The 12,258-nt window shown below is 66.7% G+C and carries 13 protein-coding genes; 5 read left to right on the top strand and 8 right to left on the bottom strand.

Going from position 1 to position 12,258, the window contains the following annotated elements:
• On the bottom strand, positions 1-656 hold a 656-nt coding region (locus tag AC1D1S_RS14670; protein WP_476994790.1), incomplete at its 3' end, for a DUF222 domain-containing protein.
• Positions 657-852: 196 nt separating this feature from the next.
• On the opposite strand from AC1D1S_RS14670, the gene ggt reads away from it, so the two are divergent.
• Positions 853-2,673 carry a gamma-glutamyltransferase gene (ggt, locus tag AC1D1S_RS14665; RefSeq protein ID WP_476994791.1) on the top strand — a complete coding sequence of 607 codons (1,821 nt, stop codon included), beginning with the start codon at positions 853-855 and terminating at the stop codon, positions 2,671-2,673.
• Positions 2,674-2,724: 51 nt separating this feature from the next.
• On the opposite strand, the gene AC1D1S_RS14660 is transcribed toward ggt, so the two are convergent.
• Positions 2,725-4,275: a M1 family metallopeptidase gene (locus AC1D1S_RS14660; protein ID WP_476994789.1), complete on the bottom strand. Its 1,551-nt coding sequence runs from the start codon at positions 4,273-4,275 to the stop codon at positions 2,725-2,727.
• A 346-nt stretch (positions 4,276-4,621) separates the two neighbouring features.
• Here AC1D1S_RS14660 and AC1D1S_RS14655 point away from each other — a divergent pair, with 346 nt between their 5' ends.
• Entirely contained in the window at positions 4,622-5,179 is a 558-nt protein-coding gene (locus tag AC1D1S_RS14655) for an FtsX-like permease family protein (RefSeq protein ID WP_476994788.1), read from the top strand.
• 33 nt (positions 5,180-5,212) lie between these two features.
• Here AC1D1S_RS14655 and AC1D1S_RS14650 read toward each other — a convergent pair whose 3' ends face one another.
• Positions 5,213-5,515, bottom strand: a complete 303-nt coding sequence (locus AC1D1S_RS14650; protein ID WP_028277900.1) for a DUF4193 domain-containing protein — start codon at positions 5,513-5,515, stop codon at positions 5,213-5,215.
• Between the two features lie 163 nt (positions 5,516-5,678).
• On the opposite strand from AC1D1S_RS14650, the gene AC1D1S_RS14645 reads away from it, so the two are divergent.
• Complete coding sequence (locus AC1D1S_RS14645) at positions 5,679-6,059, top strand: DUF7793 family protein (RefSeq protein ID WP_459385023.1); 381 nt, start codon at positions 5,679-5,681, stop codon at positions 6,057-6,059.
• A 337-nt stretch (positions 6,060-6,396) separates the two neighbouring features.
• Here the strand turns inward: AC1D1S_RS14645 and AC1D1S_RS14640 are convergent, their stop codons facing one another.
• Entirely contained in the window at positions 6,397-7,107 is a 711-nt protein-coding gene (locus tag AC1D1S_RS14640) for a hypothetical protein (protein WP_028277901.1), read from the bottom strand.
• 81 nt (positions 7,108-7,188) lie between these two features.
• Here AC1D1S_RS14640 and AC1D1S_RS14635 point away from each other — a divergent pair, with 81 nt between their 5' ends.
• Both AC1D1S_RS14635 and AC1D1S_RS14630 read left to right on the top strand, forming a co-directional pair.
• The gene (locus AC1D1S_RS14635) at positions 7,189-7,659 is read left to right on the top strand and encodes a MarR family winged helix-turn-helix transcriptional regulator (protein ID WP_028277902.1); all 471 of its coding nucleotides are present in this window, start codon (positions 7,189-7,191) and stop codon (positions 7,657-7,659) included.
• Between the two features lie 75 nt (positions 7,660-7,734).
• Entirely contained in the window at positions 7,735-7,923 is a 189-nt protein-coding gene (locus AC1D1S_RS14630; RefSeq protein WP_043436522.1) for a hypothetical protein, read from the top strand.
• 65 nt (positions 7,924-7,988) lie between these two features.
• Here AC1D1S_RS14630 and AC1D1S_RS14625 read toward each other — a convergent pair whose 3' ends face one another.
• The 4 genes from AC1D1S_RS14625 to AC1D1S_RS14610 all read right to left on the bottom strand — a co-directional run.
• On the bottom strand, positions 7,989-9,353 hold the full coding sequence (locus AC1D1S_RS14625) for an MFS transporter (RefSeq protein WP_043436524.1): 1,365 nt from the start codon (positions 9,351-9,353) through the stop codon (positions 7,989-7,991).
• A 176-nt stretch (positions 9,354-9,529) separates the two neighbouring features.
• A complete protein-coding gene (locus tag AC1D1S_RS14620) occupies positions 9,530-10,234 on the bottom strand; it encodes a FadR/GntR family transcriptional regulator (protein ID WP_028277904.1) in 705 nt (234 codons plus the stop codon).
• Positions 10,235-10,244: 10 nt separating this feature from the next.
• Positions 10,245-11,372: an L-talarate/galactarate dehydratase gene (locus tag AC1D1S_RS14615; protein WP_476994787.1), complete on the bottom strand. Its 1,128-nt coding sequence runs from the start codon at positions 11,370-11,372 to the stop codon at positions 10,245-10,247.
• Positions 11,373-11,472: 100 nt separating this feature from the next.
• Positions 11,473-12,258, bottom strand: a 786-nt coding sequence (locus AC1D1S_RS14610) for an AEC family transporter (RefSeq protein ID WP_476994786.1), incomplete at its 5' end; no start/stop codon positions are given.

The following is a 12,258-nucleotide window of genomic DNA, read 5'->3' as shown; positions in this document are numbered from 1 at the left end:
CTCCTGGTGTGGCGTTCCTCGATGCTGGCGGGGTGGTGGCGTTCGCGCCAGGCGCGGGCCTTGGCCCGGAACCGGGACGGAACGAGGTCCCCCGCCGGGCAGCCGCGGGCAGGGTTGGGCGCTTCGGGGTCCAGGAAGTGCGCCTCGAGCCCGGCCGTACCGGCCGCATCCAGGCTGCTGGTTTCGTCCACGATGGTCCGGGCGTGCTGCCAGGAGATCGTGCCGGCCTGCAGGGCGGCCAGGGTCAGCGGCAGCGCCGTCGTCAGGGCCCGGGATTCGGACAGCAGCGCCCCGGCGGCGCGTTCGCTGACGGTCAGGACACAGGCGACCTCGGCCACCAGTGCCATCGCTTGGGCGGCGCGGTCCCGCGGGGACGGCGCCGGCGGCGCCAGGAACCTGGTTGCCTGCGCGTAGTCGGCGGTCAGCCGCACCCTCAGCGCCGCGGTCCGGGCCTCCAGCCGGGCGACCTCGGCGAGCCCGTCCAGGCAACCGTCCGCCAGCCGCCGCAGCGGATCCGCGTCCGGCGAAGAATCGACGACCGCAGGATTGGCGTCGCTAGCGGCCGATCCGGCCAAGGCGGCAAGCGCGGCAACCGACGCCGCGACGGCTTCCACGGTCGCCCCGCTCTCCGCACTCAACACTGTCCTGCTCTCCACACTCAGATCATCTCAGGAGCCACCGACAATTTTTGATGAAACTGAAGTGACCGAGCACCCGGCAGTCCACTTCTGACAGCTGCCGGAAGAGCATCCAATGCCATCGGCGCGAGTGTTGAGTGTCGCACGCCTGCGTAGTAGCGTGACAAGCACTGTCAATACACGTAACACGGACTCGGGAGCGATCATGGCATATATGACACGGGGGCTGGTGGCYGTCACRGCGGCYCTGGCAYTGAGCGTGACGGGYGGCGCCGTCGCCRSCCCWGCGYWSGCCKAYCCGCGGGAGACYSMAAAGACSKCAACCGCMACCGGCTACGGYGGMGCKGTGAGCACYGTGGAYSCGGAGGCATCCGCWGCKGCGATCGAGGTMCTCCGCAAGGGCGGCAACGCRGCGGATGCCGCCGTCGCCGCAGCCGCGACCCTTGGCGTGACTGAGCCGTACAGTGCCGGGATTGGCGGCGGAGGTTACTTCGTGTTCTACGACGCGAAGACCGGCAAGGTGGGCACGATCGACGGCCGCGAGACCGCACCGGCCAGAATGCCGCACGACGCGTTCATCGACCCGGCGACCGGCAAGCCCTTCAATTTCACGCCCGAGCTCGTCACAAGCGGCGTCTCCGTTGGCGTCCCCGGCACCCCGGCTACCTGGGCGCGTGCCCTGGACCGGTGGGGCACGTTGAGCCTCGGCGATGCCCTCAAGCCTGCCATCAAGGTGGCCACCCGTGGATTCGTGGTCGATAAGACGTTCCGCCAGCAGACCCTCGACAACAAAGCCYGGTTCGAGGCGTTTCCCTCGACCAGCAGCCTCTACCTCCCGGGCGGTGACGCCCCCGCCGTCGGCAGTGTCTTCCAGAACCACGACCTCGCCGAGACATACCGGCTCCTCGCGAAAAAGGGCACGGACGGCTTCTACGGCGGGCCGCTTGCGGCCGAGATCGCGGCCACGGTGCAGGCTCCGCCCAAGACTTCCAACACAAAGCTTCCCGTTCCGGCAGGCCACCTGACGACGGCGGATCTCGCCGCATACCGCGCCCTGGATCAGGCGCCCACGCACGTGGACTACCGCGACCTGGACGTCTACGGCATGGCGCCCTCCAGCAGCGGCGGCACCACCGTGGGCGAGGCGCTGAACATCCTGGAGCCGTCCAACCTGTCCGGGATGTCCACGCCGGGCGCCCTGCACCACTACCTCGAGGCCAGCGCGCTTGCTTTCGCGGACCGTGGCAAGTACGTGGGGGACCCCGCGTTCGTGAGCGTTCCCACCGCCGCGCTCACGGACCCGGTGTTCGGCAAGGAGCGTGCCTGCCAGATTGACCCGCTGCACGCGGCAGCGAAGCCGGTTGCGCCGGGGAACGTGTCCTCGTACGACGGCGCGTGCCCGGCCGCCGCCGTCGCGCCCGCCGACGAGAAGGACACCGAGAACATCTCGACGACCAACCTGACCGTCGCGGACAAGTGGGGGAACGTGGTCGACTACACGCTCACGATCGAGCAGACCGGAGGGTCCGGCATGGTGGTCCCCGGCCGCGGCTTCCTGCTCAACAACGAGCTSACCGACTTCTCGACCGTCTACGACCCGGCCGACCCGAACCGGATCGAGCCGGGGAAGCGCCCGCGCTCGTCCATGTCGCCGACCATCATCCTCAAGGAGGGCAAGCCGTTCCTCGCCCTCGGCTCGCCCGGCGGATCGACCATCATCACAACCGTCCTGCAGACCATCCTGAACCGGGTGGACCTTGGCATGACCATCTCCGGGGCGATCGCTGCACCGCGTGCCTCGCAACGGAATACGGCCAAGGTCACGGCCGAACCGGAGTTCATCGCCAAGTACGGCAGCCAGCTGGCACCGTTTGGCCATCAGTTCACCCCGTCTGGGGATGCGTTCACCTCGGCAGCGGAGATCGGCGCCGCGACCGCCATCGAGTTCCTGCCTGACGGCGGCATGGTCGCAGCCGCCGAGCCCGTGAGGCGCGGCGGGGGATCGGCGATGGCCGTTAGGGCGTCGCGGAGGTAGGGCGGATGCCGCTTGGCGCGGGTGTCGCGCCAAGCCGGAAGTTCCTCGCCACTACCGGAGGGTGCTCCTCGGCGTGTTGTGGGAATGCGTGGGGGCCGGTCCTGGGATCACTTGAGTTTTTGCTGCTGCTGGCTGTGGCATCCCCGGGCGGTCGCCTTTGCGCAGCCAGTCGTCAAAGAACGCGTCGAGCTGCTGGCCGGACGCGTTTTCCATCACGGCTTCGAAGTCTTCCGTCGTCGCCGTCGAGTCGTTGTAGCGGCTCAACCACGTCCGGGTGCCGCTGAGGAATGCCGCGTCGCCGATCTTCGCGCGCAGCGCGTAGAGGGCAGCCGCCCCGCGGAGGTAGACCTGGCCCGCGAACAAGTTGTCACGGCCCGGGTCTGCGATGTTCAGCGCCCAGCGGTTGTTCGCGTCGAGGTATGCCACCGCGTCTCCGAACTGTTCCGGCATCGTGGCCGCGCCTTGGTGCTCGGCCCACAGCCACTCGATGTACGTCGCCCAGCCCTCGTTCAGCCAGATGTCCTGCCAGTCGGACGGGCTTACCGCGTCTCCGAACCACTGGTGCCCGAGTTCGTGCACCACCGTGTATTCGTCCGCAACCTCCGAGTAGACCGGCCGCGTCTGCGTCTCCAGCGCATAGTCGACCGTGTCGTCGTCGGCAATTGCGCCGAAGGCCTCGAATGGGTACCGCCCGAACTGGCCGTCAAGGAATGCGATCATCTGCGGCTGCAACGCAAGCGACGCCTTCGTCTCGGCCAGTGCCGCTCCCGTCACGTCCGCGTCGATCGCATTGATGATGGGCAGCCCGTGCGGACCGACGTCGTACGACAGGGCAAAGTCGCCGACGTTCGCCGTCGACAGATAGCTGGCCATCGGGTCCGAGGCCTTCCACGTCCATGTGGTCCATCCCGTCTTCGTCGCCGGCCGGCCGACGGGCAGGCCGTTCGCCACGGCCGTCTTCCCTGCCGGCACCGTAATGCGGAACGTATAGGTCGCCTTGTCTTCAGGGTCGTCATTCACGGGATACCAGGTCGCCGCGCCCTCGGGCTCGTTGACGACCATCGCGCCGTCAGCGGTGGTGACCCAACCGTAGAGCGCTCCCGTGGTGTCGAGCGGCCGGCCGGTGGTTCCGCCGTACTCGATCACGATCGACGTCGTCTGTCCGGCCTTCAGCTTCGGCCGCAGCCCGACCGTGAGTTCCCAGATCCGGTCCGCGTCGTTCTGCACCTGGGACCACTTGGCTGCCTTGCCGTCGACCTGGACCGACGTGACGCCGAGGCCGCGCAGGTCGAAGTTGAGCGACTCCAGGTTCTGCTTCGCACGGACGGTGACAGTCGCGACCCCGCTGAGGCGGCCTGCGAGCACCGCGGGATTGGTCGGTGGCGTATAGCGGAGGGCGAGGTCGTAGTGCAGGACGTCATAGCCGCCGTTGCCGGCGAACGGGAAATACGCGTCCCCGCTGCCGGGAGCGCCCGCCGTGTAATGGGGGTTGTCGTGGCTGGGCGCGGCCTGCGCGGCCCCGCTGATTGCGCCGACGCCGGCCACCGCCAGGACGAGGATGACCGCTGTCCATCGCAGGAGCCCTCTGAAGTGCTGCCTCATCACCCATTTCCTCCATCCAGGTCTCGGGATGTCCATTTGGGTGAAACAGCAGAACCGTCGTCCCGAACGGAAACCGCCTCGGTCTGAGAAGTCATGACCGCGCCCCCAATGCAGTTGTGGAATGTCGCCCATGATCCCCACCGCAACTTTGGAAAACCTTGGTACCGGCCCAAGGTGAGGCGCCAGGACGACGAAAGCCTGCCGATGCGCTGGACTCGGACTATGCACTGAGTGTGCTGCAGGTGCTGATGTGCGACTACGGCCTCTTCCACATCGAGGCTGACCTGCGCTGGATCGAGCTGATCAGTGCCCGGCTGACCCAACTCAAAAAGGAGCTCCAGAGCGCATGGGCACGATCGACACCACTGCACCCATCCTCAGCGCCCGCGGTGTCCGCCACGCGTTCGGACAGACCGAGGCGCTGCGCGGTATCGACGTCGACGTTCACGCCGGTGAGGTACTCGCGGTCATGGGCCCGTCGGGGTCGGGTAAGTCCACCCTGCTGCACTGCCTGGCCGGCATCCTTGCCCCGGACGGCACCTTCGTCGCCGTCGTCATCGCCGGCATTTCTCTGGCCGTGTCCACGGCTGCGGCAATTTTGGACCGAAAACGCGTGCTGGGCCTGATGCGGCTGATGGGTATGCCCGTTGAAGTTGTTCGTGGGGTCATCGCAAGAGAGGCCGCGGTTCCCCTTGTGGCAGTGCTTCTGTTGTCAGCCGGGCTCGGATTCTTCGTGGCCTGGCTGATGGTTATCTCATTTGGCGGGGGCCGGAACATCACCTGGCCCGGCCCCGTATACTACGCCGCCGTGTCCTTCAGCATCCTGCTCGCACTGGCCGCAGTGACAGCGGCGTTCGGACTGGTCCGTTCCAGCACCGCTATCCCGGCCACCCGGTTCGAGTAGGACCATAGACCTGGCTTTGGGCCTTCCCCGCTTTTAGCCCTCGCAGTCCGTGCAGTAGATATCGGTGCCGGACTGCCGGGCGATCTGGGAACGGTGCCGGACCAGGAAACAGGAGCTGCAGGTGAACTCGTCGTCGGCCTGCGGGATGACCTGGACAATCAGCTCTTCGGCGATGAACTCGCCGCCGGGGACTCCGGCCCCGTCCAGCCCGTCGGCCTCGTCCAGTTCCTGGACGACGCTGCGGGCGTCCGGTGCGTTGGCGGACTGGAGTGCTTCCAGGGAGTTTTCCTGGGTTTCCTTAACGTCCGAGCGGACTTCGTCGTAATCGGTTGCCACGTGGCTTGTTCTCTTTCTCGAGTCTTTACTAGGCTAAGTGCAACGTACGGCACCCCGCGGTTGTTCCTCAGGCGAGGCCAGAATCCACGCCGTGCGGCGTTCGCCGGCCACACCATGGGCRCGGTGCCGGGCGCCGCCGCAGTTCGGGCCTAGGATCACCGGCATGATGCAGGGACCAATCGACGCCGCCGACGGGAAGAACTCGCTCAGCGTCGATGCAGGGATACTCAAGAGCGTCTGGCGCCCGGGTTCCTTCGTGGACGCCGAYGACGCCCGGGACGCCATGCTTGCCGTGGACCGGATCAGTGGCGGGACGCCGATGCCAATGCTCTCTGAGATGACCGACGTGGTGTTCAGCGCGGCGGCCAGATATCAGTTCGCGCAGAGCAGGGGCGTGGTGGCCATCGCGGTCCTCGGATCCAGCACAGTCGACAGGGTGATCGCTTCCGCCACGAGCCGGGAGACCAAGTACCCGCACGAGTTCTTTACATCCAGGACCGACGCAATCGCATGGCTGAAGGAAGTCATCCAGAGCCGCGATTAGGAATTGCCACAGGGCCTGGCGCTGCATTCAAATCTGTCCCCGATCCGAGACAGACCGGTCTTTCCCGTTGTAAAGTGTCTTCACGGTTTTCCGCCCCGCTGGCTCCAGGAAGGTATGCAGGGCTCTCGGGATCGTGGCCGGTTGAAGGGGCGGCGGAAACGCCCGCACAGCCCTCGATATCAGGCGCCGGACGGTCGCCCGGGCGCCGTTCAGCCGCCCGTCAACCCCTGCTGCATCATCGTCCCATCGAGCGCGTGCGCTATGGCCGCGCGGACGCGGGCGTGCTCGGAGGCCTTTCCGGGGAGGGAGCCTAGACCGGGCGGCCAGCTCGACAGGCTCAGGGTTCGCGTCGATTCGCGGCAGCCCGGCTCCGCGGTAACAGGAATCCGACGGCAACAAGCCAGAGCAGGCCGCCGAACCGCCCGACGGGCAGCAGGAACTGGAGCGGCTCGATCACCATGGAGAGGAAACTCAGTTCGGACAGGGCGGCGATGACCAGGCCGGCCCAGGCCAGCCAGCGCGGCACGAAGCGCAGGATGAGGGCGGGGACGGCGATTCCGGCGATGAGGAGTCCCAAGCCGACCACATAGGCGACGCCGCCCGTGATGAATGCGAGAAACGACAATGCATGGGTCAATGGCACATCGGTGGTGATTTCCGGGCGGCTCAGGACCCACCCCACGGCGGCCGAGAGCATGAGGAACACCGAGGCGGCAATGCCGCCAAAGAAGCCGATTGCGGGCCCGGGGACGCGCACGCCAAGCCGGAGCTGCCGGGCGTAAACGGTGGCCGCAAAGATGCCGAGCGGGACCGCTGAGCCGAATTGGAACAGGCTGGCGAGCCGCACGGCGTCGGTGTTCCCGTGAAAATATGCCGCGACCTGGCCGGCGGGGGAGAAGGGCGAGACGTAGGCCTGCCCGTTGGTGAGGATCGCGCTGCTGAGCAGGGCCGCGATCGTGAGTCCCAGACTCACGGCCGCCAGGATGCCCGGGTTGGGGCCGCCGGATCGGGTCGAGGGAGCAGTGTGGTGGGAGGACAGGTCAGTCATGATGGCTTCTTTCCGATAATTACGTCACAACTAAAATGATTCACCTGTTGAATGATTCTGTCAATGGCGTAATATTGGGGCATGGACTCACCGGATCCGCCGCGGCCGAAACGAACCGCTTTCCTGCTGTCCCAGCTCGGGGCGCTGGCATCGGCACGCTTCGCCGAGCGCACGCGCGAACTCGGCCTGACCCCAAGCGACGCGGGTGTCCTCCGCCTGCTCGGCCGCAGCCCCGGACTGAGCCAGCGGTCCCTGGCCGACCGCCTGGGGGCAGTGCCGAGCCGCGTGGTTCCCCTCATCGACTCGCTGGAAACGCGAGGGCTGGTGGCCCGCGTGCGCAGCAGCGCCGACCGGCGGAACTACGAGCTCCGGCTGACGGCCGAGGGCACGAAGGCTCTCGGGGCACTGCGCGGAATCGCCGAACGGCACGAGGCCGAACTCCTGGCCCCGCTCACCAGCGAACAGTCTGCGCAGCTGGGTATCCTGCTGGCCAGGTTGGCCAGCGCCCATGCCCTCGACACGGACCTGCATCGGGACACGAGGCCGGAATGAACCCGGCGTGCCGGCCGGTTCTTCGGCGCAATAGCCGTCCTTTTCAGCCGGCGGGCAGTGTGGGATCATCCCGGTATGGGCGAAAATACTGAACCGCGGGTGAGCTTGCCCTCCGGCCCCGAGCGCCTGAAGGGCACGCATCACCGCGACGTTGATGGCTACGGAAATCCGATCACGCAGCAGCTGCGCATCATCGGTCAGCGGCGCCGCGAAGCCGAAGAAAAGCTCGACCGGCACCTGCAGGACGCACGCAAGAGCCACTGAGCGCGGCATGGGCGATGGAAAAGGCAGGCGCCCGTCGGGCGCCTGCCTGTCCTTTCCGTGCCCGTCTACTTGGCGGCCACGGCGAACGCCGGCGCCTCCTCGGGTGCAGCCACGGGCCCTGCCGCGGCCTCGGACTTGCGCTCCTTGAGGAAGTAGACAAGGCCGGCGGCGATTGTCGATGCCGCTGCGAGGGCGAAGAGCCCCGGGATGACGCTGCCGGTCTGCTCCTTGATGATGCCGAAACCAAACGGCGCCACGAAGCCACCGAGGTTGCCCAGGGAGTTGATGATGGCAATGGCCGGCGCGAGGATGAGGGGGTGCAGGCCTGACTGGGGGATGGTCCAGAACAACGGTGACGCGCTCTTGAATCCCATGGCGGCGATGGCCAGGAACACGAGGGCCAGGACCGGGGAGGCGACGGCGGCTGCGAGTGTTCCGACGGCGGCGACCAGGAGCGCAGCGACGAGGAGGGGCCGCTTGGACTTGGCCTTGTCCTGCCACTTGGCGGCGAAGTACATGGCAATCACGGCGCAGACCCAAGGGATGGCGGAGAGGAATCCGACGCTCAGGTCCGTGGTCCCCGGGATCTGCTTGACGATGCTGGGCAGCCAGAACGTGTTGGCGTAGATGGAGAGCTGCACGGAGAAATAGATGCCGCAAAGGAGGAGGATCTGGGGGTTCAGGAGCATCTTCCAGCGGTTGATCTTCCCGCTGGGATTCCCGCCTGAGGCGGGGGCGTGCTGGGCGTCCTCGTCCGCAATCGCCGCGGTGAGGGCAAACTTCTCGCCCGCTGTCAGCCATGTGGCGTCCGCGATCTTGGCGTCAAGGACAAAGAACACCGCAATGCCGACAACCACGGAAAGCAACCCCTCGAAGCCGAACAGCCACTGCCAGCCGCGGAATCCCAGGACGTCGTTGAGGCTGAGCAGCATTCCGGCGATCGGGCCGGAGAGTGCCGCGGCGACCGAGGAGCCTGCGATGAAGATCGCTGTTGCTTTGCCCCGCTGCCCGGCCGGCACCCAGCGGGCGAAGTAGAAGATGACGGCGGGGAAGAAACCGGCTTCCGCTGCGCCGAGGAGGAACCGCAGGGCGTAGAACATGGTCTCGTTCTGCACGAACACCATCAGAAAAGAGACGATGCCCCAGCTGATCATGATCCTGGCCAGCCAGACCTTGGCGCCGTACCTCTCCATCATCACGTTGCTGGGCAGTTCGAAGATTGCGTAGGCGATGAAGAACAGCCCGGCCCCGAACCCGTAGGCGGCGGCGCCGATGCCGACATCTGCGTGCAGATGCTCCTGGGCATAGCCGATGTTGGACCGGTTGAGCTGGTTGCAGACCAACATGACGAGCATGATGGGCAGCACCCGCTTGAAGAACTTTTTCGTGGCCAAGGCCACGTCCGTGACAGCGTTGTCGACAGACTGCATGGAGATTTCCTTTGAATTGGCGAAGCTGGTCGGCCGGGGCGGGCAGTTGATTGTGGCCCTCGCCACAGCGATTCTTCACTTTATTCGGCGGCGGTAATGCCCGTCCAACACATTAATTGCATAGATGGATACCTTGAGGGACTGGAAGCCCCCCGCCCGATGTCCGGGCCCTGGGGTCAGCCGTGGCCGGGAGCGGCGGCGCGCAGCCGCCGTCGGGAATTTGCCAGATGGCTCCGCATCGCCGCTGACGACGACGGTCCGTCGCCCTCCGCGATGGCGGCGACGATTGATTCGTGTTCCTGCACCACTTGGTCGAAATGCCCGCGCGCATCAGGCTCGCCGCTGCCCACGAGCCGGCCGCGGGGCATCGCGATCATGGTCGGCCCCAGGGATGCGAGGCAGTCGGAGTAAAAGGGGTTTCCGGAGGCTGCGGCAATGGCCCGGTGGAACTCGTAGTCAGCCTTCATGGCATGTCCCGGGTGGGCCGCACTGTCCACGAAGTCTTCAAAAGCCTTCCGGACAGCGTTCAGCTGCCGGTCTGTGTGGTTCCGGGCGGCGAGGGCCGCAGCCTCGGACTCCACCGCGATGCGGAACTCCAGTTGCCACAGGCGGTCTTCCAGGCTGGCCACGGGGCGGCTGCCGGCCGACTGCTGCGGGCCGTCCGGCGGCGGGGTCAGCGCGAAGCTGCCCCGCCCGCGTTCGGTTTCGACGAGCCCCTCAGCCTGCAGCCGGGTCAGCGCCGAACGGACCACGGTCCGGCTGACGCCGAATTCGCTGATCAGGGTGTTTTCGCTGGGCAGCTTCGCGCCCGGCGCAAGGACGCCGTCGACGATGCGGCGTCGAAGATCGCTCGCGAGGTCCGCGGTCAGGTTCCGGCTCATGGCTTCAAGGTTACTTGCCGAATTCCACAGATTCTGTGGTCCAGGCGCGCGCCTGCTCGCTGAGGGAGATGCCCAGCCCGGGGCGGTCCGGGACCAGCATGCGGCCGTTCTTGGTTTCGAGGCGCTCGTTGAACAGCGGATCGAGCCAGTCKAAGTGTTCCACCCAGGGCTCGCGCGGGTAGGCGGCGGCGAGGTGGAGGTGGATTTCCATGGCGAAATGCGGGGCGAGGCCGAGTCCGCGCTCGTCGGCCAGGGCGGCCAGGCGCAGGAATTGGGTGATGCCGCCGACACGCGGGGCATCAGGCTGGATGATGTCACAGCCGTTGGCGCTGATCAGGCCCTTGTGCTCTGCGACCGAGGCCAGCATCTCGCCCGTGGCGATGGGGGTGTCCAGGGCGCGGGCGAGGTCCGCGTGGCCTTCGAAGTCGTACGCGTCAAGTGGTTCCTCGATCCAGACGAGGTTGAATTCTTCCAGTCGGCGGCCCATCCGCAATGCGGTGGCGCGGTCCCACTGCTGGTTGGCGTCCACCATGAGTGGGACGTCCCAGCCAATGTGCTCGCGGATACCGGCGACGCGGCGCAGGTCCTCGGCGGTGTCCGGAAGGCCGACCTTGATCTTGATGCCGCCGATGCCTTCGTCCAGCAGGACGGTGGCGCGGGCCTTGACCTCGGCCAGGGAGGCGTTGAGGAAACCACCCGACGTGTTGTAGGTCTGCACGGAGTCACGGTACGCGCCCAGGAACTTGGCCAGCGGCAGGCCGGCGCGCTTGGCCTTGAGGTCGTAGAGCGCGATGTCGATGGCGGCCAGCGCCTGGGTGGCCACGCCGGAGCGGCCCACGGACGCCCCGGCCCAGAGAAGTTTGGTGTAGAGCCGGCCGATGTCGTTCGGGTCCTCGCCGATGATGCCTTCGGCGACTTCCTTGGCGTGCGCGTACTGGGCCGGCCCGCCGGCGCGCTTGGAGTAGCTGAACCCGATTCCGCTGTGGCCCTGTTCGGTGGTGATTTCGGCGAAAAGGAACACGACCTCGGTCATCGGCTTCTGGCGTCCGGTGAACACTTTCGCGTCACTGATCGGAACGGCGAGCGGAAGCCTGGCTGTGGACAGCTTTACATGGCGGATGAGATCAACGCTGGTCATGGTTCTCCCTGAAGTTCCTGCGAGGCAACTCCGCCCCGCTCAACTTAGGCTACAAGCTACTTACTTGTATAACAAGTGCTGGAAGAGTGTTTCGCCGCAGTCAGCCAAGCAGCCAGGCGATGACCAGCAAAGAGCCGGCGCAGAGCAGGGTGGTGCACAGGATGACGTCCCTGGCAACGATCACGCCGCGCCGGTACGGGGAGGCGAAGAGGAAGACATTCTGGGCCGTGGGCAGAGCGCCCATGATCACGATGGCCAGCAGGTGCTGCCCCTCGAGGCCGAAGACGAAGCGGCCCAGCGCCCAGACGATCACGGGCATGCCTGCGATCTTCAGGAAGGTGGCGACGAGCGATTCAGTGCGCCCGTCGCCCTTTTGCAGCGGGGCCTTGCCGGCCAGGGACAGTCCGAAGGCCAGCAGCACCATGGGGACGGCGCCGCCGGCGAGCATGTCGACGGGTTTCAGCAGCAGTTCCGGAACTTTCCAGCCGGTCAGTGCGACCGCCGCGCCCAGGCCGGAGGCGATGATCATGGGGTTGGCTAAGGGCTGCAGCAGCATTTTCCGCCAAGAGATCCTGGACCCCGATGCAACACCCAGCAGGGTCAAATAGACCGGCGCCAGGACGAGGATCTGTGCCAGCAGGACGGGAGCCACGTGCTGGGCCGTTCCCACGGCGTAGAGGGAGACGGGGATCCCGATGTTGTTGGCGTTCGCGTAGCTGCTGGCCATCGCGCCGACGGCTGTCTCTGCCACCGGCCGGCGGAAGAACAGGACACTCAGCAGGGAATAGAGCAGCCCCACGGCCGCCGCGGAAAGCAGCGCCAGCGGGGCATCAGTTCCGAGCGCGGCCCGGATATCGCTGCCGGCCACCACCGTGAACAGCAGTGC

The sequence above is a fragment of the Arthrobacter sp. P1_A5 genome (assembly GCF_056406825.1).
Note: the sequence above shows the minus strand (reverse complement) of the source record. Positions and strands in the feature narration are given on the sequence as shown.